This is a genomic window from Sinorhizobium chiapasense, from assembly GCF_045277575.1.
Lineage (GTDB): Bacteria > Pseudomonadota > Alphaproteobacteria > Rhizobiales > Rhizobiaceae > Ensifer > Ensifer chiapasense_A.
This window is the reverse complement of record NZ_CP144206.1, coordinates 1,939,546-1,958,923: the sequence shown is the minus strand read 5'-3', so window position 1 is coordinate 1,958,923 and position 19,378 is coordinate 1,939,546. Positions and strand designations below refer to the sequence as shown.

General features: G+C 63.8%; 17 protein-coding genes. 9 read left to right on the top strand and 8 right to left on the bottom strand.

The features are described from left to right. Positions 1 to 160: 160 nt before the first annotated feature. On the top strand, positions 161 to 2,062 hold the full coding sequence (locus tag QM996_RS27860) for a methyl-accepting chemotaxis protein (RefSeq protein WP_334197105.1): 1,902 nt from the start codon (positions 161 to 163) through the stop codon (positions 2,060 to 2,062). A 74-nt stretch (positions 2,063 to 2,136) separates the two neighbouring features. On the opposite strand, the gene QM996_RS27855 is transcribed toward QM996_RS27860, so the two are convergent. The 6 genes from QM996_RS27855 to QM996_RS27830 all read right to left on the bottom strand — a co-directional run bounded on the left by QM996_RS27855 (position 2,137) and on the right by QM996_RS27830 (position 8,213). Continuing rightward, the gene (locus tag QM996_RS27855) at positions 2,137 to 3,681 is read right to left on the bottom strand and encodes an aldehyde dehydrogenase family protein (RefSeq protein ID WP_500270411.1); all 1,545 of its coding nucleotides are present in this window, start codon (positions 3,679 to 3,681) and stop codon (positions 2,137 to 2,139) included. Positions 3,682 to 3,695: 14 nt separating this feature from the next. Next, complete coding sequence (locus QM996_RS27850; protein WP_334197104.1) at positions 3,696 to 4,580, bottom strand: NAD(P)-dependent oxidoreductase; 885 nt, start codon at positions 4,578 to 4,580, stop codon at positions 3,696 to 3,698. A gap of 117 nt (positions 4,581 to 4,697) precedes the next feature. After that, complete coding sequence (locus QM996_RS27845) at positions 4,698 to 5,615, bottom strand: LysR family transcriptional regulator (protein ID WP_334197103.1); 918 nt, start codon at positions 5,613 to 5,615, stop codon at positions 4,698 to 4,700. 24 nt (positions 5,616 to 5,639) lie between these two features. Then, positions 5,640 to 6,797, bottom strand: a complete 1,158-nt coding sequence (locus tag QM996_RS27840; protein ID WP_334197102.1) for a M20 aminoacylase family protein — start codon at positions 6,795 to 6,797, stop codon at positions 5,640 to 5,642. A 69-nt stretch (positions 6,798 to 6,866) separates the two neighbouring features. After that, the gene (locus QM996_RS27835; RefSeq protein WP_334197101.1) at positions 6,867 to 7,379 is read right to left on the bottom strand and encodes a hypothetical protein; all 513 of its coding nucleotides are present in this window, start codon (positions 7,377 to 7,379) and stop codon (positions 6,867 to 6,869) included. A 15-nt stretch (positions 7,380 to 7,394) separates the two neighbouring features. Further along, positions 7,395 to 8,213, bottom strand: a complete 819-nt coding sequence (locus QM996_RS27830) for a DUF3100 domain-containing protein (protein ID WP_334197100.1) — start codon at positions 8,211 to 8,213, stop codon at positions 7,395 to 7,397. Between the two features lie 446 nt (positions 8,214 to 8,659). On the opposite strand from QM996_RS27830, the gene QM996_RS27825 reads away from it, so the two are divergent. The 7 genes from QM996_RS27825 to QM996_RS27795 all read left to right on the top strand — a co-directional run bounded on the left by QM996_RS27825 (position 8,660) and on the right by QM996_RS27795 (position 16,693). Beyond that, positions 8,660 to 9,685 carry an ABC transporter substrate-binding protein gene (locus QM996_RS27825; protein ID WP_334197099.1) on the top strand — a complete coding sequence of 342 codons (1,026 nt, stop codon included), beginning with the start codon at positions 8,660 to 8,662 and terminating at the stop codon, positions 9,683 to 9,685. Positions 9,686 to 9,848: 163 nt separating this feature from the next. Further along, positions 9,849 to 11,354 (top strand): sugar ABC transporter ATP-binding protein, encoded by a 1,506-nt coding sequence (locus QM996_RS27820; protein ID WP_334197098.1) that lies wholly within the window; start codon positions 9,849 to 9,851, stop codon positions 11,352 to 11,354. Then, the gene (locus QM996_RS27815) at positions 11,354 to 12,346 is read left to right on the top strand and encodes an ABC transporter permease (protein ID WP_334197097.1); all 993 of its coding nucleotides are present in this window, start codon (positions 11,354 to 11,356) and stop codon (positions 12,344 to 12,346) included. The genes QM996_RS27820 and QM996_RS27815 overlap by 1 nt, the downstream gene beginning before the upstream one ends. After that, positions 12,343 to 13,299: an ABC transporter permease gene (locus tag QM996_RS27810; protein WP_334197096.1), complete on the top strand. Its 957-nt coding sequence runs from the start codon at positions 12,343 to 12,345 to the stop codon at positions 13,297 to 13,299. Before QM996_RS27815 ends, QM996_RS27810 begins: the two co-directional genes overlap by 4 nt. Next, positions 13,296 to 14,312 carry a LacI family DNA-binding transcriptional regulator gene (locus QM996_RS27805; RefSeq protein WP_334197095.1) on the top strand — a complete coding sequence of 339 codons (1,017 nt, stop codon included), beginning with the start codon at positions 13,296 to 13,298 and terminating at the stop codon, positions 14,310 to 14,312. Before QM996_RS27810 ends, QM996_RS27805 begins: the two co-directional genes overlap by 4 nt. An 87-nt stretch (positions 14,313 to 14,399) precedes the next feature. After that, positions 14,400 to 15,644 carry a Gfo/Idh/MocA family protein gene (locus tag QM996_RS27800; RefSeq protein ID WP_334197094.1) on the top strand — a complete coding sequence of 415 codons (1,245 nt, stop codon included), beginning with the start codon at positions 14,400 to 14,402 and terminating at the stop codon, positions 15,642 to 15,644. A 212-nt stretch (positions 15,645 to 15,856) separates the two neighbouring features. Continuing rightward, positions 15,857 to 16,693, top strand: coding sequence for a universal stress protein (locus QM996_RS27795; RefSeq protein WP_334197093.1), 837 nt, complete (start codon positions 15,857 to 15,859; stop codon positions 16,691 to 16,693). Between the two features lie 73 nt (positions 16,694 to 16,766). On the opposite strand, the gene QM996_RS27790 is transcribed toward QM996_RS27795, so the two are convergent. Then, positions 16,767 to 17,216 (bottom strand): pyridoxamine 5'-phosphate oxidase family protein, encoded by a 450-nt coding sequence (locus QM996_RS27790; protein WP_334197092.1) that lies wholly within the window; start codon positions 17,214 to 17,216, stop codon positions 16,767 to 16,769. Between the two features lie 305 nt (positions 17,217 to 17,521). Then, entirely contained in the window at positions 17,522 to 18,016 is a 495-nt protein-coding gene (locus QM996_RS27785) for an Lrp/AsnC family transcriptional regulator (protein WP_334197091.1), read from the bottom strand. A gap of 154 nt (positions 18,017 to 18,170) precedes the next feature. On the opposite strand from QM996_RS27785, the gene QM996_RS27780 reads away from it, so the two are divergent. After that, positions 18,171 to 19,376: a diaminopropionate ammonia-lyase gene (locus tag QM996_RS27780; protein ID WP_334197090.1), complete on the top strand. Its 1,206-nt coding sequence runs from the start codon at positions 18,171 to 18,173 to the stop codon at positions 19,374 to 19,376. Positions 19,377 to 19,378 lie beyond the last annotated feature (2 nt).

Genomic DNA, 19,378 nt, shown 5'->3' with positions numbered 1-19,378 from the left:
CTTAACCCTAATTTAAATTCGAAATTACTAAGTACTCATCGGTCAGTGCGCGCCCCAGTTCCTCCCTTTCGGGCGCAGCAAACAGCCGGTCCTCCTCCCGCCGGTATGGCTGACCATGTCCTCCCAACAACGCGATCGCGACATCACAGGAGTCACGGCAGTGACCTTCAAGAACCTCTCGATATTGACCAAGGTCGGCCTTGTGGTCGTGGTCATGGGCATATCTTCCATTCTGATCGCGCTTGCCGGTGCGCGCGGTCTTTCCTCCCTCGGTGCAACGATCATCGATGTCGGCGCGCGCGAAGAGGCGGCGCGCGAGGCGATGGACTTGCGCGTCGACATCATCGCCATTAGCCGCATGACCTACCAGCTCGCCGCAACCCCTGAAAAAGCTGCCGAGTTCGGCCAGGAAACCGAGAAGCGCGCCGAGGAAATGCTCGGTCGCCTGACGAAGATCGAGGCGGTCGCGGACGACGCCGAAGACAAGCTGCTCAACGATGTCCGCATGACCCTCAACGGCTATTTCGACGAGATTCGGGCAATGGTCGCCGTTGCCGCCGAGAAGGGCACAGACGAGGCGGCCGTCAAGGCTGCACTCGACAAGGCGCTCGAAGCGCAGAAGACAGTGACGGCGACAGTCAAGTCCTACAGCGCCTACTCCGGTGATGAACTGGCCGCTGCCCGCGCCGAGGCGCTCAACTCATCGTCCGTCGCGATGAGCATTCTTGCTGCCGCCGCCGCTGCCTGCGTTCTCTTCGGCGTCGGCGTCAGCCTCGTCGTTGCCCGCCGCGGCATCGTCATGCCGGTGCGCGAACTCACCGCGACCATGAGCGAACTTGCCGACGGCAAGCTCGACGGCAACAGCACGGATGTCTCGCGCCAGGACGAGATCGGCGAAATGGCCCGCGCCGTCGAAGTCTTCCGCAAGAACGGTATCGCCATGCGCGCGATGAAGGCGCAGGAAGCCGCACTCCATGCCCGCAGCAGCGACCTGCAATCGAACATCAGCGTCGTCGTCGCCTCGGCCGTTGCCGGCGATTTCACCGGCCGCATCACCAAGGATTATGAAAACGACGACCTCAACCGCTTTGCGGCGAGCGTCAACGAGCTGGTCTCAAGCGTCGACCAGACGGTCAATGAAGTCCGTCGCGTCATCGCCGCACTCGCTGACGCCGACCTGACGCAGAACATGCGCGGCGAGTTTCACGGCGCGTTTGCCGAACTGCAGAAGAACGTCAACCAGACGATGGTGACCTTGCGCTCGACCATGCAGAACGTGCGCACGGCCGCAAGCACCATCAACGATAATTCCGCCGAGCTAAGCTCCGCCGCCAATGATCTGTCGAAGCGCACAGAGCAGCAGGCGGCAGCACTCGAAGAGACCGCCGCGGCGCTCGACGAGATCACCTCGACCGTGCGTACGGCGTCCGAGCGCGCGAACGAGGCGCATGAGATGGTGTGCGCCACCAAGGAAAGTGCCGGCCGTTCCGGTGCGATCGTGCGTAGCGCAGTCGATGCCATGGGCCGGATCGAGGATTCCTCCAACCGCATCAACCAGATCATCTCGGTGATCGACGAGATCGCCTTCCAGACCAACCTTCTGGCGCTGAACGCCGGCGTCGAGGCGGCGCGCGCCGGCGAGGCCGGTCGTGGCTTTGCGGTCGTCGCCCAGGAGGTCCGGGAACTGGCTCAGCGCTCGGCCAACGCCGCCAAGGAGATCAAGACGCTGATCCACAGCTCGGCATCGGAGGTCGAAAACGGCGTGGCGCTGGTGCGTTCCACCGGCGAGGCGCTGCTCGAAATCGAGACGCTGGTCAACAATGTCAGCGGCCACGTCAATACGATCGCCACCGCCGCCCGCGAACAGGCGACCGCGCTGCAGGAGATCAACACCTCGGTCAATCACATGGATCAGATGACCCAGCAGAATGCGGCGATGGTCGAGGAAACGACGGCGGCCAGTGGCACACTGGCCGAGGAAAGCCGGCAGCTTCGCGCCATGCTGGCGAAGTTCAAGCTCGAAGCGCAGACGGGCCGCGAGAGCTGGAGCCGTGCTGCCTGATCGAGGGTCGGGATAAGAATGCGAACGGGCCGGCCATTGCCGGCCCGTTATCGTTTTCAGCAGGTCGATATCGATCAGGCTTCCGGTGAATAGCCGAAGACGACGGCCGGGTTCTCGGCGGTTTCGACCCAGACGCTCTTTGTCTGAGTATAGGCCATCAGCGCATCGCGCCCGGAGGAGCGGCCATAGCCGGAGCGGCCGAAGCCGCCGAAGGGCGACATGACACTGATCGTCTTATAACCGTTGATCCAGAAGGTTCCGGCCCGCACCTTGGATGCGACCCGATGAGCGCGTCCGACATCGCCAGTCCAGACAGCGCCTGCAAGGCCATAGGGGTTGTCATTGGCAAGCGCGATCGCCTCCTCCTCGTCGTCGAAGACCGTGACGCCGACGACTGGACCGAAGACCTCCTCGCGGGCGATCGTCATATCGGGCTTGACGTTGTCGAGGATGGTAGGCGCGAAATAGAAGCCGCCGGAGGATTGAAGTGCAGCCGGCTTGGCGCCGCCGGTTGCAAGGCTGGCCCCCTCGGCCACACCCTGACGGACCATTTCCTCGATCTTCGCCCATTGGCGGGCGTTGTTGATCGGGCCGATCTGTGTGGTGTCCGCAAAGGGATCGCCGACCGGGATGCGTTCGGCGGCCTGGACGTAGCGGTCGACGAATTGCTGGTGCACGGAGCGATGCACGAGCAGACGCGAACCGGCAACACAGCTCTGGCCGGCGCCGGAGAAGATTGCCGATTGTGCGCCGACGATGGCGCGGTCGATATCGGCATCGGCAAAGACGATGTTGCCGGACTTGCCGCCGAGTTCGAGGATGCAGGGCACGACGTTCTTTGCCGCAGCCGCCGCGATCGCCGAGCCGGCAAGCGCGGAGCCGACGAAGACGACGAGTGCCGTCTTTGGATGCGCGACCATCGCCTGACCCGCCGTCACGCCCTTTCCGGCGATGACGTTGACGAGGCCGCGCGGCGTACCGCCTGCCTCGCAGAGCGCGCCGAGCACCAGCGTGCTGAGCGGCGTCAGTTCCGAAGGCTTGATGACGACGCCATTGCCGGCGCAGATCGCCGGGGCGATCTGCCAGCCGCCGGTAAAGAGCGGCGCGTTCCAGGGGGTGATCTGCGCGACAATGCCGACGGGCTCGTTGCGGGTATAGTTCAAGTGCGAGGTCGGCACGGGTATAACCTCGCCGTGCAGCTTGTCGCACCAGCCGGCGTAATATTCAAACATCTCGGCGACCCGCACCGCCTCGCCGCGGATATCGCGGATCGGCCGGCCGGCGGAGCGGCTTTCCAGTTCAGCAATCTCGCCGGCGCGCTCGCGGATCTTGCGGGCGATTTCGTTCATCACCCGCCCACGGGCCGAGGCGGTCATGGAAATCCACTCGCGCTGGGCGCGCGCCGCAGCCTGCATTGCGGCGTCGACGACGTCCGTGCCGGCGTCTTTGAAGGTCGCGAAGATTTCGCCGGTCGCCGGATCCGTCAGCTTCTGTTCGTCGCCGGAGCCGGGTACCAGCGCGCCATCGACATAGCTGCCGATCTCGCTGCCGGATAAAAAGCCGTGGAAGAGGGCGCGGATGCGTTCGGCCTTGGCGGGCATGGTCATGTCGTTCATCATCGTTCCCTTTTGTCTCAGTTGTCGTTGGCCACGGGGCGGAAGGTGCCCATGCGGGTAAAATCCTCGGCATTGTCGAGCGGGCTTTCGGCCCAGAGCTTCGCGACGGCGCCCGAGAGCGGCAGGTCGGTGCCGGTGCGCGCGGCAAGTTCGCTCGCAAGCCGCACATCCTTGCGCATCAGGCCCATGGTGAAACCGCTGTCGAAGCGGCCGTTCATCACCCATGTGGGAAAGTGCACCTCACTTATCATCGACTTTCCAGAAGCCGCGTTCAGCACATTCAATGCCGCTTCCGGATCGAGTCCGGCGGCGAGCGCCAGCTTCAGGCCTTCGCCTGTCGTCACCATATGGGCGGCGGCAAGCAGGTTGTTGACAAGCTTGGCGACGTTGCCGGCACCGCTCGCACCCACATGCAATGCTTTTGCCGACATGGCATCGATCACAGGGCCGGCAAGCGCAATATCCGCATTGCTGCCGCCGATCATCATCGTCAGCTTGCCGCTTGCAGCACCGGTCGGTCCGCCGGAGACAGGTGCATCGATGAAGCCGTGGCCGATGTCGGCGAGGGCCGCTGCGAGATCGCGTGAGACGTCCGGTTCGGATGTCGAGGTGTCGATGATGACGACGCGCCGGCCCGCGGACTTCAGCGCGTCGAGATTGGCTTCCACCACCGCTGCGACATCCTTGGCGGTCGGCAGTGAGAAGACGATGAAGTCGGTATCGACGAAGACCTCGTCGAGCGAGGCGACGGGGGAGACGCCACCGTCGACCGCGAGGGCGCGCCGTGCTTTTGAAAGGTCGAATCCCTTGACCGCGAAGCCCTTGGCGGCAAGCGTCGTCGCCATGCCAAGCCCCATGGCGCCCAATCCCACCACGCCAACACTTGTCCGTTCCGCCGTCATAGTTCGCTGCACCCTCATATGGTTTTGATGATCCGGGAAAGTGGCATGCGGGCTGGTGAGCGGGTAGACGGCGCGCCCGGTACAATGTGTTGCTGGCGTGGCAACGGGCGAGGCGGGTCAGTCGCGGAAGGACTGCATCTCGCGTGCGAGATGCTGCGCGAGCTTTTCGACCGACAGGGGCAGGCGTCGGTGCGCGCGCACCATCAGATGAGCGCTTGCTTCGCGAAGCAGCGGGTCGGTAAGGTCGAGAGCCTGCATGGCGCCGCGCGCCATTTCGCTGGCAACAGCCGTACGCGGCAAGAAGGTGACGCCGAGTCCGGCGGCGACGAAGCGGCGCAGCACTTCGATAGAATGGGTTTCGAGCAATGGGGCGAGCGCCAGTCCAGCATCGGCCGCCACCCGCGCCACCAATTGCGTCACGCCGTTGCCCTTGCCGAGCAGGGCGCAAGGCGCAGCAAGGCAATCCGCGAGTTTCAGGTCGCTGCGCTCCGACAAAGGGTGGCCGGTTGGCACGATCACGCAGAGCGGTTGGCGGGCGATCGCCAGCGCCCGGATGCGTGGGTCGGTGAAGGGGGTGTAGGCGATGCCGATATCGGCGTCGCTGTTGGCGATGGCATCGACGACATCTTCGGTGCTGCCGAGCTCCACGATGTAGCGCACGTAGGAATGCGCCTTCGCGAACGACGAAAGCCCGTTTTCGACCAGATCGGCCATGAAGCCTTCGCCGCAGCGAATGCGGATGCGGGTCTGCTGCACGCCGCGGATCTGATCGAGCTGTTCGGCGAGCAGCCCGTTGTCCTCGAGCACCCGCTTGCCATGTTCGAGAACCAGCTCGCCAGCATCGGTGAGCACCGTGCCTCTGGCAGTCCGCTCGAAGAGGGAAAGGCCGATGTCACGCTCGGTATCGGCGATCTGTCGACTGACGACGGACGGAGCAAGCCCCATATGCTCCGCCGCGCCCCGGATCGAGCCGATGCGCGCAACCGCCATAAATATCCTGAGCGCCTTCGCGTCGAGTACGTCCATGGCGGTCATGGATGCGACGGAATCCCCTTGGGGTCAACGGCCAAGCGATGTCGCGATCAGGCGCGTCCAGAGATTGACGCCCTGGCCGATAATCGCGTCGTTGAAATCATAGTGCGGCGAATGCAGCCCCGGGTTTGCGCCCTCTCGCCGGGCGCCGAGCCACAGGTAGCAGCCGGGGCGCTCGTCGAGCATGAAGGCAAAGTCCTCGGCCGCCATACTCGGCGGCGCGTCGACGACCGTCAGCGCAGGATCCTTAGCAGCGACGGAGCGCACCAGGGCCGCAGCCGCGGCGTCGTTGATCGTTGCGGGGTAGCGTCGCTGATAGTCGAGCTCAGCGTTGCAGCCGAGCCCCTCGGCGAGCGCCGTGACGAGCGAGCGCATGCGGTTTTCCAGCGTATCGCCGACTGAGCTGTCGAACCAGCGTGTCGTGCCGCGGATCACAGCCTTCTCCGGGATTACGTTCCAGGCGTCGCCGCCGTGGATCTGCGTCACCGAGATGACTGCCGCTTCGAGCGGCGAGACATTCCGGCTGGCGATCGTCTGCAATGCGGTGACGATCTGGGCGGCAGCGACCAGCGGGTCTGCGCCCTCATGCGGCATGGCGCCGTGGGCGCCCCGGCCGGAAATCGTGATTTCGAAGACGCCGAAAGCGGCCATCATGGCGTCATCGCGGGCGACCACCGAGCCGACATCGAGCGCCGGCCAGTTGTGCAGCGCATAGACGGCATCGGCGGGGAAGTCACGGAAGAGCCCGTCGGCAACCATGACCCGCGCGCCGCCTTCGGCCTCCTCAGCCGGCTGGAAGATGAAGTGCACGGTGCCGTCAAAATCCATCTCGCTCGCCTGGCGGGCGGCCGCGAGCAGCATGGACACATGGCCGTCATGGCCGCAGGCATGCATTTTTCCCGCAGTTCGCGATGCATAGGCGACGCCGCTCGTTTCGACAATCGGCAGTGCGTCCATGTCGGCGCGGATGGCGATGGCCCGGCTCGAGGCGCCGCGCTTCAATGTGCCGACGAGTCCGGTGCCGCCGTAACCGTCCTTCAGTTGGATGCCCCATTCTGCGAGCTTGCCGGCGATGAAAGCCGCAGTTTGCCGTTCCTCGAAGGCCAGTTCCGGCCAGGCATGCAGGTGATGGCGCCAGCGGATCGTTTCCTCGATGCGCTCGGGGCTGATGTCGTGGCGTTTCATGGCATGCGTCCTGTGAATGGAGGAATGGCCGGCCGGTCCAAGTGGTCCGGCCGATCAATGTGGTCTCGATTACTGCCCAAGGCGCAGGAACAGGTCAGCGACGACGACGGAACCCATATAGGTGCCGATCATCACGCAGATCGCCACGATGACGATCTTCCAGCCCGAGCGACGCGCGATCGCGAACTCGCTTGCCGTCAGGGCGAGGCCGCCATAGGCGAGCGCCGGTGTCGCCAGCGCAAGGAAGTTGAGGTGTTCGACCTTTTCGCTGACCCAGGCAGCACCCGGTACGCCGGGGATGGTGATGAGGATTGCGATCAGCGACACCCAGGCGACTCCCGGCAGATAGAAGGGCACGAAGCGGGCGAGCGCCAGGCCGACAATGCAGGCGACGTAGAGCGTTGCCATGCCCGGCAGCGCCGTCAGCGGCGAGGTGCCTGTGCCGACCCAGTTGGCGACGAGGCCAATGGTGCAGGCGATCAAAAGCAGGCCGGCATGGCCGATGACGTCGATCTTGCGCTCGTCTTCGGCGGCAAGCGGGAGATCGTCTGCGTAGTTGGCGGAGGTGGTCTGGTTGGCCATGATTGTCTCTCCCGATCAGGCTTGAGCGCGACGCTCGGACGGCCGAGCCTTGTTGTAGAGCCACTCGGTCAAGGGCAGCGCGACGAACATGCCGACATAGAGGCCGGTGGCATAGGTCAGGATGTTGCTGGCGGCGGCAAGCGCCAGGATGATGTCCTTCTGGTCAGGGACAGCGGCGACGAGCCCGCCAGTGCAGGCGGCGAGCATCGAGCCGGAGCCGACGCCGCAGGACATGGCGAGCGCTCGCACGTCGAAGACACCGAGGCCGTGGACGATTGGCGGCATGATGGCGAAAACGAAAGTGCCGATCAGTGTGCCGGTGGCATAGACGCCCATGGCGCCGGCGCCTTCCGGCGAGTTGAGACCGTATTTGTCGGCGATCAGTGCGAGGTTCGGTTCGCGGTCGATCGAATAGGTCGCGCCGACGGCTTCGCGACCCATCTTGAGAAGAAAGACGGCGACCGGGAAGGCGATGAGGATCGTGCCGAGATTGCCGAGTTCCTGCAGCACGAGCGCCGGGCCGGCCTCGATGATCTTCGAGATCTGTGGGCCGACGGTCGTTCCGAACTTGGCGATGAACGGCATGATGGCAACGGTGATCATCGCTCCGGAAAGCTTGACCGCATCGCGCGACAGGAACCTGGCGCTTGCCTTGAAAATGGCAGGATTGAAAAGGATGCCGAGCGCGAAGGCATAGAGGATCGGCAGGAAGATGACGGTGCCGATGCCGATCGGAAGGCGTTGAATGCCGATCAGCTCGGAGACGATGACGATCGCCAGCACAATGAGATGCAGATAGAGCGCGCCGGAGGCGGCTCCGGTTTTCCCGGTCATGATGTTCTCCTCTGGTTGGGAGCCAGTTGTTGTTCTTTGCCCAGACTTCACAGTAGGGGGTGAGGGCAAATTGCGGCTAGTCGGCCCGCAAGCAACGAAGTGTTGCGATTTGAGCAACGCGCGCGCCGTCGCTCCGGCGACAATCGGGGTCCACCCCGCAGCGCCTTCATGTCATGGCTCTATTCCTGCATTTCATTCCAGTTGGCGGCACGACGAATCGTCGCCGCCTCTGTCTTTGCTGTTGCACAGCGGAAAGGGGGAGCCAAGGGGCATCGCACCTTCCGTGGTCGCTCTTGCGATGCGTTCCATTGATTGTCGCCGGCGCGTGCTGAGATGCTGGGCACGGCTTGTGACGGGAAGGAAACCTCACAAAATCGCTGAAAGCTCCCATTGAAATCGATTACATTTTCTGGCTTCATGGATTTCGCAAGATTTGGGAGGATCTTATGAAGAAATTTATCGCCGCAGCGCTTGGCGCTGTCGCCACCATTGCTATTTCCGCTTCTTTCGCCAACGCCGAGACCTTCAAGATCGGCCTGTCCAACGGTTGGGTGGGCAGCGAATGGCGCACGCAGATGATCGACGAGGCCAAGGAGGCCGCGGCGAAATGGAAGGAAAAGGGCGTCGACGTCGAAGTCTCCGTCCAGAGCGCCAATGTCGATGTACCCGGGCAGATTGCGCATGTGCGCAACTTCATCGCCGAGGGCGTTAACGCCATCATCATCAACCCCAACAGCCCGACGGCCTTCGATCCGATCTTCGCGCAGGCGAAGGAAGCCGGCATTCTGGTGATCGCAACGGACGCCGAGGTTTCCTCGCCGGACGCGATCTATGTCGGTATCGACCAGACGGCCTGGGGTGCGGCCGGTGCCAAGTGGCTCGCCGAAACGCTCGGCGGCAAGGGTAAGGTGGTTGCGATCAACGGCGTCGCCGGCCATCCGGCCAACGAGATGCGCGTCGCCGGCTACAAGAGCGTCTTCAAGGACTATCCGGATATCCAGGTCGTCAACGAGGTCAATGCGAACTGGGATCAGGCGCAGGGCCAGCAGGCAATGCAGAACATCCTTGCGACCTATCCTGACATCAACGGTGTCGTCGTGCAGGACGGCATGGCGGCCGGCGCATGGAAGTCGATCATGGATGCCGGCAAGACCAGCCAGATCGCCGCGACCGGCGAAATCCGTAAGGACTTCATCGATCTCTGGGTGAAGGACAAGCTGAACTCCGGCGCGACCGTCAACCCGCCGGGTGTCATGGCAAGCGCGCTGAACGTCGCGGTGCTGATGCTGCAGGGCAAGGAGTTGAAGGAACCGGCAACGGCGGGGCAGTACAAGAACGCCATGTATCTGCCGATCCCGTTCATCGATTCCAAGAACCTTGCGGAGGCCGCCAAGCAGCTCGACGGCAAGCCCGGCTACTACTCCTACACCAGTGCGCTTTCGATCGACGACGCAACGGCGTTGTTCAAGTAAGCCGTGGTTCCGCCGGGCAACTTCATTGGAGTTGTCCGGCGACCGTCGCCGACGACTGCCGAGGGCGGGGCCGTGACGGGCATGAAATCAGTTGCAGCGGAGCCCGCGCCGAGGCCGGCTTGAAAGGCGAAGCGGCAAGCAACCAAACGACGGACGACAGCCGATGTCGAAACTGAGATTGAACGGCGTGAGCAAGGCTTACGGCGCAACGCTGGCGCTACGCCGCGGCGACCTCGAGATCGCCGCCGGCGAAGTGCATGTGCTGATGGGCTCCAACGGCTCCGGCAAGAGCACGCTGTGCAAGATCATCGCCGGCAGCGTTCGCCCTGACGCCGGCCAGATTCTGATCAATGACAAGCCGGTGACGATTTCAGGGCCGCAAGCCGCGCGCGTTGCCGGCATCGGCATCTTCTATCAGGAGCTCAGTCTGGCCAGCCATCGTTCGGTCGAGGAGAACATCTGCCTCTCCGCGCTGCCGGTGAAGGCCGGCTTCTTCATCGACCACCGGACGTTGAAGGCGCGGGCGGCGCGCTACATCGCTCTGTTCTCGCAGGTTGCCGGCGAAGGTTTCCATGCGCAGGCGCTCGTCGGCAATCTCCGGGCCGACCAGCGGCAACTGGTCGAAATCATGAAGGCGCTCGCGAGCGAAGCGCCGATTCTGATCTTCGACGAACCGACCTCGGCGCTCGACCGCGCCCAGGTCGATCGCTTCTTCGAAATCCTGCGTGGCCTGAAAGCGCAAGGACGTGGCATCATTTTCATCTCGCACCGCATGGACGAAATCACCGCGATCGGCGATCGCGTAACGATCATCCGCGACGGCGAGACCATCGAGACACTCAAGCTTTCCGACACCGATCCGGCAACGGTCATCCGGCTGATGGTCGGTGGCGCCAGCGATATGCCAGCGGCGCGGTCCTCGGCGCCCGCGGTGGTGGAAACCGAGGCGAAGGCGGCAATTTCTGTGCGGAACCTCTCAGGCAAGGGTTTTCGCGATGTCAGCTTCGAGGTTGCGCGCGGTGAAATCCTCGGCCTCGGCGGCCTGCACGGTCAGGGTCAATCGGCGCTGCTGCGGGCGATTTTCGGCGCGAACCCCGTGACGTCGGGCTCGGTGACGATCGGCGGCGAGCGCTATGACGCCAAAAGCCCGCGCGATGCCATCCGGCGCGGCTGCGCCTATGTCTCGGGTGACCGCGGACGTGACGGGGTGATCAGCGGCCGTCCGATCATCGAGAATGTCACGCCGATCCATTATCTTCGCGACCGGCTGATGATCGCGCGGCCTTCTCGCCTCAGGAACAAGGCAATGCCGGCGCTAGAGGCGATGCACACGAAACTTGCGAGCCTCTTCCATCCGATCAATTCGCTTTCCGGCGGCAACCAGCAGAAGGTGGTCATCGCCCGCTGGCTGATCGACCGGCCCGACGTGCTTCTGCTCGACGATCCGACCAAGGGCATCGACCTTTCGGCCAAGGCCGATCTCTTCGCGCTGATCCGGCAGCTCGCGGCCGAGGGGCTCAGTATTCTGCTCTATTCGTCCGAGGATGCCGAGCTGCTCGGCAATGCCAACCGCATCCTTGTCTTCAATGGCGGCTCGGTGACGCGCGAACTGACCGGCGACGACCGCACCCGTTACAATCTCTACCAGGCTGCATACGAGGCCGCGTGATGACATCGACCACGACAGACACTCGATCTTTCGGGGCAGGCGGCCTTCGCTCCTGGCTGGAGCGCTACCCCTTCCTTCCGGCGCTCGTCATCATTGTCGCCTTGCTGGCGCTCAACGGTATCTTTTCGCCGAACAGCCTGAGCTTCCGCTCGCTGACGGGTCTCCTCAGCACCTATCTGGCGCTGGTCATGCTGGCGATTGCGCAGACCTATGTCGTCTCCGCCGGCGACATCGATCTTTCCGCGGGCGCGACGCTGTCGCTGGTCAACGTCGCCATCGTCGTGCTGATGGAGCGCTGGGGCGGTGGCGCCGGCGCCGTGCTGCTCGCGCTGGCGCTCGGCGTCCTCATCGGGCTTGCCTGCGGCCTGGTCAACGGGCTCGTCGTTGCCGCGCTGCGGCTGCAGGCGATCGTCGCGACCTTTGCGACCAGCATCTTCTTCACCGGTCTGGCTCTCTATGTGATGCCGGTCGCCGGCACGCCGGCGCCGGCGCTCTTCTGGCGCACCTATGGCGGGCGGCTTCTCGGCGTCCCCTTCGTATTCTACGCGCTTACGGCACTCGCCGTCCTGCTCTTTCTACTGTCACGCACGCGCATCGTCACCGAACTCCTGGCGGTCGGCGACGACCAACAGGCGGCCTATCAGACGGGGCTTCCCGTCGTTGCCGTACGCATCAAGGGCTACCTGCTATGCGGGCTGTTCTCGGCGCTCGCGGCTTTCTGCCTGACCGGCGACACCGCAAGCGGCGATCCGCTCGTCGGCGGCAAAATGACGCTCTACAGTGTCGCCGCCGTGGTGCTTGGTGGCAGCGCGCTTGCCGGCGGCTGGACAACGGTGGTCGGCTCGGTCCTGGGTGCGCTGACGATCGGCCTCGTCAATTCGCTGGTCTTCTTCATGGGCACGCCGTCGGAATGGCAGAACTTCGTCCAGGGTCTCGCCATCCTGCTGGTGCTGATGGCGGGCGTGCTCGCCGGACGGAGGGCACGCGCATGACAGCGATCACCACCTTCTTCAAACAGCCGTTGGTCGTAGCGCTCATCCTCATCGTCGTGTTGCTTGTCCTCGGCGAAAGCCTGTCTCCCGGTTTCGCTTCGGCCGATCAGATCCTGCGCCTGCTGATCGTCGCCTCGCTGCTCGGCATCGTCGCGGCCGGCCAGAATGTCGTCATTCTCGGCGGCCGCGAGGGCATCGATCTCTCCGTAGGCGGTGTCGTCTCGCTCTGCGCCATCATCGCCGGCAACGTCATGAATGGCGCCGACGGCGCGATCCTGCCGGCAGCTCTTGCCTGCCTTGCGGCGGGTGCTTTCTTCGGCTTGCTGAACGGCCTCGGCGTCACGCTTCTGCGCATCCCGCCGCTGGTGATGACGCTCGGCATGCTCGGCGTTTTACAGGGCCTGCTCGTCGTCATCCGCCAGGGCATTCCCTCGGGCCGGGCGGCACCCGGCCTCTCCGCCTTCGTCACCCAACCGCTTATACTTGGCATGCCTGGCATCATCTGGCTCTGGATCGCGATCGGCCTGTTCATGGCCCTCATGCTGAACCGGACCGTCTTCGGCCACCGCATCTATGCGATCGGCTCGAATGAACATGCCGCCTACATGGCCGGCGTTCCGGTCCGCCTCATGCGCATCGGCCTCTTCATGATCTCGGGCATGTTTGCCGCGATCGCCGGGCTCTGCCTGCTCGGCTATTCCGGCTCGTCCTTCGCCAATGTCGGCGAGCAATATATGCTTTCCTCGATCATAGCGGTGGTCTTCGGCGGCACTTCGCTTGCCGGCGGCAAGGGCGGCTACACCGGCACGATGGCGGGCGCGTTGCTGCTCGTCATCCTCCAGGGCATCCTGACCACGGTCAACATCGACGAATCCGGCCGCCAGATGGTGTTCGGCGCGACGCTGTTGCTTCTCATGCTGTTCTACGGCCGCGGGCGGGCGATGCGGGCATGAGCGAGCGGCCGAAGATCAAGGATATCGCAGAGCGCGCCGGCGTCTCGGTCGCCACCGTTTCGCGTGCGCTCAGCGGCTCTTCGCTGGTGACCGACGAGACGCGCAAACGCATCCACGAACTTGCCCGCGAGCTCAACTATCGGCCGAATGTCAGTGCCCGCAATTTGCGAACCCGCCGGTCGATGTCCGTGTTGCTCGTCGTCCGCGACGTCGGCAACCCTTTCTATCTCGAGATCCTCAAGGGCGTTGAGGCGACGGCGCGCGAGGCGGGCTACGCCGTTCTCATGGGCAACACCGAGAACGACCCGGATCGCGAGGTTGAATATTTCAACATGCTGCGCGACGGCCATGCCGACGGCATGATCTTGATGACCGGCAAGCTGCCGCCGCCGCGACCAGGCGAAAGTACCGGTCTTTCACATCTGCCAGTCGTGGTCGCGCTGGAACTGATCGAGACCTCGGGTTTTCCGCATGTGCAGATCGACAACGCCGCGGCGGCGCGTAGCGCCGTGGAGCATTTGATCGGGCTCGGTCACCGCCGCATCGCCCACATCGCCGGGCCATTGCCGGAGGTGATGGCGACCCATCGTCGTGATGGCTACCGGGCGGCGATGCAGGCGGCCGGTCTGCCGATCCCCGATGGCTTTGAAGTCCGTGGCGATTACCTGCTGGAGAGTGGGGAAGCGCGCGCGGCCGAGCTCTTCGATCTGCCGGAACCGCCGACGGCGATCTTTGTCGCCAACGACGAGATGGCCTATGGCGCGATTCATGCGCTGCGCCGTCTCGGCTGCGACGTGCCCGGCGATGTGTCCGTGGTCGGCTTCGACGACCTCTACTTGAGCAAAGCCTTTTATCCGCCGCTGACGACGGTCAGCCAGCCGCGCGCAGATATCGGCCGCACCGCCATGTCGCTGCTTCTCAACATTATGTCCGGCGACGATGTCGCCGCGCCGGCAATCGTCCTGCCGACCGCTCTCAACATTCGTGGCAGCACTGCGCCGCCGCGGAAATGATCTGACTCTTTGAAATGACGCAATTCCGGACGGAAGCCCGTTTCACACATTTCCTGGAATTGCGTTGAAACAGCCCGGGAGAAGAGAATGATACAGCTACCGAAGCAGACGCTGCGCGTGGGTTTCGTCGGATCGGGTTTCATCGCCCATTTCCATCTGAAGTCGATGATCGGCGTGCGCAACGTCGAGGTGACCGGCGTCTTCAGCCGCAAGCCGGAAAACCGGGAGAAGTTTGCGGAGGAGGTCGCCGCGCTCGATCTCGGAACCTGCCGCACCCATGAAAGCCTGGAGGCCCTGCTGACGGCCAATGACGTCGACGCGATCTGGATCCTTTCGCCCAACTACACCCGCCTCGACGTGATGCGTTTGTTGCACAAGGCAATCAAGGAGGGCCGCAGCAAGGTCTTCGCCGTTGCCTGCGAAAAGCCGCTCGCCCGCACCGTGGCCGAGGCGCGCGAGATGCTGTCGCTCGCCGAGGATGCTGGCCTCAACCATGGCTACCTCGAAAACCAGGTGTTCTGCACGCCGGTACTGCGCGGCAAGGAGATTATCTGGCGGCGTGCCGCCTCCACCACGGGTCGGCCCTATCTGGCGCGGGCGGCCGAGGAACATTCCGGTCCGCACGAGCCCTGGTTCTGGCAGGGCGACAAGCAGGGCGGCGGCGTGCTCTCGGACATGATGTGCCACAGCGTCGAGGTGGCGCGCTACCTGCTGACGGCGCCCGGCGCGCCGCGCAATTCGCTTAAGATCAAGGCGGTGAACGGCACGGTCGCCAACCTCAAATGGACGCGACCGAACTATGCCGACCAGCTGCGCCGGCGCTTCGGCAGCGAGGTGGACTACCGCAACCGGCCGTCGGAGGATTTCGCCCGTGCCACGGTGACGCTCGAAGACCAGGATGGCAACGAGCTGATGATCGAGGCCACCACCTCCTGGGCCTATGTTGGCGCCGGGCTGCGCATCCAGCTGGAACTGCTCGGGCCGGAATATGCGCTGGAATACAATTCGCTAAGCACCGGCCTCAAGATCTTCATGTCGCGCGAGGTCAAGGGTTCCGAAGGCGAGGATCTCGTCGAGAAGCAGAATGCCGAACAGGGGCTGATGCCGGTGCTTGAGGACGAAGCCGGCGCCTACGGCTATACGGATGAGAACCGCCACATGGTCGAGCGCTTTCGCAAAGGCGAGAAGCCGCTCGAAACCTTCGAGGACGGACTCGCCGTCGTCGAGATGCTGATGGGCCTCTACCGCTCGGCGGAGATCAACGCGACGCTCAACTTCCCGGCGCCGGAACTCGAGCATTACGTGCCGGTCGTCGCGCGCCGGAGCGCCTGATGGCTGTATTTCCGGCCGTCGCGCACTCCGCCGCCCACGCCCGTTCGCAGTCAGGCAATGGTGGCGCAAAGACTTTGCCAAGCTGCAACATGGAGCCTCCCCTGGGATTATACGCCCATGTCCGCGATTTCTGTTGACGGGGATCAATGCCGTCGCTCGGGGTTCTACTACGCTGATCCAGACCCAAGATCTGGTCACGAGGAGAAAACGCGATGACATACAAGACCATTCTCGCCGTCGTCGGCGTCGATCATTCCGCAGAGCATCTGCGTGCGGCAGCACAAGTTTGTGCATCCGCAAACGCCCACCTCTCCCTGTTGATCGTCAAGCTCGCCGCATCTCCACCGATCGGCGATTATGCCGCCGCCATCTCCGTCGATTGGCTGAACGAGCGGCAGCGCGATGTCGACAAGCTCGAGTCCTGCGTGGCAAGAGCAACCGATGTTCTGACCAAGGAGGGCATCTCGTTTAGCGTCGAGACGAAATACACCGAGGCCGCCTGGGCCGACGACGAGATCGGCGAGCGCGCCCGCTACGCCGACTTGACGCTGGTCGGTGATGGTCTGACGCTGGATCCGGAGTTGCGTTCACGCTCCGTCGATGGGGCGTTGTTCAGCTCCGCTCGCCCGGTCCTCATCATGCCCAAGGGCAAGCCCGCACGGCTTGATCCGAAGACCGTGGTACTCGCCTGGAATTCCAGACTGGAAGCCGCCCGCGCAGCACGTGAAGCGCTCGACATGCTGACCGGAGCCGAGACCGTTTACGTCACGATGGTCGATCCTCGCGCCGCCTATGGCAAGAACGGCGAGGAACCCGGCGCCGATATCGCCGGCTACCTTGCCCGGCACGGCGTTTCCGTCTCCGTCGAGAGACTGCCGAGCGGCGGACATCGGGTTGATGACGTGATCAACCGGTTTGCGTCGGATGTGGAGGCCGATCTGATCGTCATGGGTGCCTACGGACATTCCAGAATGCGCGAGCGGGTCTTTGGCGGGGTCACTCGCTCGATGCTCGAAAACGCCGTGATCCCCGTGCTCATGGCGCATTGATCCCGATGCTTATGGCATCAATTGGCGGGACCGGGGCGCGGCGCGCAGCCATTTGCCTGCGCGCCTTCGGCGGTCAGCCGGTAGAGGCCGCTCGTCCGCTTACGTCGTCGATCTCGATTTCGAAGAAGAGATGCGGGGATGTGCCGGCAACGGGCTGTTTCCCGAGCTTCAGCCCGCCCGGTTCCCACCAGTTGACGCGCTGTTCGAGCAACGACCAGGCGTTCATGCGCTCGCGATGCCATTGCTTCGTGTCCGGCAGTTCCTGATAGCGCCCGTGGATGACGACGCTTCGCCAATTCTGCCGGTCCGTTGCCGTGTCGATCTGTACGCAGACACGCGGGTTGGCGCGCATCCAGTCGATCTTCTGCCCCGGCATGGAAAAGCTGTAGAGCCGGTTGGCGGCCAAGGCATACTGGATGGGAACGACATAGGGCTGGCCATCTCGGGCACAGCCCAGGCGGGCGATGTGGTTCTCAGCGACAAGGTCGAGACATTCCTGCCGCGTCATTTCTCTGATCAACATGAGGCTCTCCTTTTCGAAAGAGATCATCAAACCGTCAGTCTCCGCCAATCGGGTATCGAGACATTGATCTCGCTCAAGTTCGGTCAGCCTTCAGGGGCGCCATCGTTCCCCGGAGCGTGTACGAGGAAGACCAGAAAATCTCTGACGGCAGACACGATTGGTCTCCGCCAGCCCGAAGGCGGAGACGGATACGTACCCGCCTCGTCGCTCGGAACCGTCGACGCCGTCCCGCATCGCGCGGCGCCGAGCAGCCGCCCGATGCGGGAGCGGCGAAAAAGGCGCTCGGGTAGAAGTACCCGCGTGGCTCAGCGTGACGTTTCGATCGGTACGGACAGGCTGACCTTGACCGGGTCCATCGTCACGAAAGTGCGAAAGCGCCTGATGTTCGGATTGCCGAAGAACATCCGCCGCGTGAAGGCTTCATAATCGGCCATTGTCGGCACGATCACGACGAGCATGAAATCGACGTCGCCGGTGACATAGTAGCATTGTTGCACCTCGGGCGCGCCGGTGAACGCCGCCTTTGCCGCGTCGAGCAGGGCGATCTGCTCACTCTCGACCTCCACCTCCACCAGGATCGTCAGCGCCTGGTTGACGCTCGCGGGATCGACCAGCGCGACATTGGCGCGGATGACGCCGGTTTCCTCCATGCGCTTGATACGCCGCTGGACGGCCGGAGCGGACAGATTGACCGCCTCGCCGATCTGGCGCTGGGGCGTCGAATTGTCCTTCTGCAGGATTGCGAGGATAGCAAGATCGAAGCGGTCGAGTTCGATCTGGGGCTTTTTCAAGGGGACCATCCGGGGCCTGTCGGTTGCTGAGTTCGGAGCCGTGAGCGGGACATCAGGCCCTCTGGCCGGTCCAGCTTTACAAACTTGCATTCGCTTTGGCCATTTAGAGCGCATTTCTCGTCCGCAATGAAATAGATTTTCGCAGGTCTACGGAGATTGCACCATGTTTCTCGCCAATGCCCATGCCGATTTCGGCCATCATCTTGCGCCTGAAGATGCGGATATGCTGTCGCTCGCGGCCGCCGAAAAGGTCGAGCAGCAGCTTGCCCGGCGCGCGGATCATCGGCCAACGCCGCTTCATGCTTTGCCCGCCTTGGCGAGTGAGCTCGGCGTCGCCGGTGTCTTCGTCAAGGATGAGGGCCATCGCCTGGGTCTTGGAAGCTTCAAGGCGCTTGGCGGCTCCTACGCGGTGATCCGGCTGGTGATCAAGGAGGCGGAACGGCGCCTCGGGCGTAGCCTCGATCTCGACGATCTCGAACAGCCTGAGGTCCGGGCGATTGCCGCCGGCATGACCTTCGGCTGCGCCACGGACGGCAATCACGGCCGCTCCGTCGCCATGGGCGCCAGACTCGTCGGGGCGAAGTCGGTGATCTTCGTGCATTCCGGTGTCAGCGAGAAGCGCATAGACGCGATCGCCCACTATGGCGCCGAGATCGTTCGGGTGGCCGGGACCTACGACGATTCCGTCGAGGAGGCCGCGCGGGTCTGCGAGGCGCACGGCTGGACCGTGGTCTCCGACACGTCCTGGCCGGGCTACGAATATATCCCTGGTCTGGTGATGCAGGGTTACACGGCGCTCCTCAGCGAAGCACTTCGGCAAATGGATCGGCCGCCGACCCATGTCTTCGTGCAGGCGGGCGTCGGTGGTATTGCCGCCGCCACCGCGGGACATCTGGCGCTGCGCTATGGCGCGAAGCGTCCGCGTTTCGTCGTCGTCGATCCGGCGCGGGCTGCCTGTCTTTACGAAAGCGCCAAGGCCGGACATCCGGTGAAGGTGGCGCATGGCGAACCGACGATCATGGCGATGCTCGAATGCTACGAGCCGTCACTCGTTGCCTGGCGTATCCTGTCGCGCGCGGCCGATGCCTTCATGACCGTCGCCGAAGAGGATGCCGTTTCGGTCATGAACAGGCTGGCGCGTCCCGCCGGCGCCGACCCGGCGATCGTTTCCGGTGAAAGCGGTGGCGTCGGTCTGGCCGGGCTGCTGGCGGTGGCCCGGAATCCGGCACTGCGCGAAGCGCTCGGATTGACGGCCCAGTCGCGCGTCTTCGTCATCAATACCGAGGGGGCGACAGACCCCGAGCGTTATGCTGCCCTGGTCGGATTGCCGCCCGAGGCGGTTGCGAACAGCTCGAACGAAAGAGGGTGACC

What these genes read in the sequence shown, in the direction of transcription:
- QM996_RS27800 (WP_334197094.1), top strand. Translation starts at nt 14,400, where the DNA reads ATGATACAGCTACCGAAGCAGACGCTGCGCGTGGGTTTCGTCGGATCG.
- QM996_RS27830 (WP_334197100.1), bottom strand. Translation starts at nt 8,213, where the DNA reads ATGACCGGGAAAACCGGAGCCGCCTCCGGCGCGCTCTATCTGCATCTC.
- QM996_RS27790 (WP_334197092.1), bottom strand. Translation starts at nt 17,216, where the DNA reads ATGTTGATCAGAGAAATGACGCGGCAGGAATGTCTCGACCTTGTCGCT.
- QM996_RS27795 (WP_334197093.1), top strand. Translation starts at nt 15,857, where the DNA reads ATGACATACAAGACCATTCTCGCCGTCGTCGGCGTCGATCATTCCGCA.
- QM996_RS27825 (WP_334197099.1), top strand. Translation starts at nt 8,660, where the DNA reads ATGAAGAAATTTATCGCCGCAGCGCTTGGCGCTGTCGCCACCATTGCT.
- QM996_RS27815 (WP_334197097.1), top strand. Translation starts at nt 11,354, where the DNA reads ATGACATCGACCACGACAGACACTCGATCTTTCGGGGCAGGCGGCCTT.
- QM996_RS27835 (WP_334197101.1), bottom strand. Translation starts at nt 7,379, where the DNA reads ATGGCCAACCAGACCACCTCCGCCAACTACGCAGACGATCTCCCGCTT.
- QM996_RS27845 (WP_334197103.1), bottom strand. Translation starts at nt 5,615, where the DNA reads ATGACCGCCATGGACGTACTCGACGCGAAGGCGCTCAGGATATTTATG.
- QM996_RS27855 (WP_500270411.1), bottom strand. Translation starts at nt 3,681, where the DNA reads ATGATGAACGACATGACCATGCCCGCCAAGGCCGAACGCATCCGCGCC.
- QM996_RS27850 (WP_334197104.1), bottom strand. Translation starts at nt 4,580, where the DNA reads ATGACGGCGGAACGGACAAGTGTTGGCGTGGTGGGATTGGGCGCCATG.
- QM996_RS27785 (WP_334197091.1), bottom strand. Translation starts at nt 18,016, where the DNA reads ATGGTCCCCTTGAAAAAGCCCCAGATCGAACTCGACCGCTTCGATCTT.
- QM996_RS27805 (WP_334197095.1), top strand. Translation starts at nt 13,296, where the DNA reads ATGAGCGAGCGGCCGAAGATCAAGGATATCGCAGAGCGCGCCGGCGTC.
- QM996_RS27820 (WP_334197098.1), top strand. Translation starts at nt 9,849, where the DNA reads ATGTCGAAACTGAGATTGAACGGCGTGAGCAAGGCTTACGGCGCAACG.
- QM996_RS27780 (WP_334197090.1), top strand. Translation starts at nt 18,171, where the DNA reads ATGTTTCTCGCCAATGCCCATGCCGATTTCGGCCATCATCTTGCGCCT.
- QM996_RS27810 (WP_334197096.1), top strand. Translation starts at nt 12,343, where the DNA reads ATGACAGCGATCACCACCTTCTTCAAACAGCCGTTGGTCGTAGCGCTC.
- QM996_RS27840 (WP_334197102.1), bottom strand. Translation starts at nt 6,797, where the DNA reads ATGAAACGCCACGACATCAGCCCCGAGCGCATCGAGGAAACGATCCGC.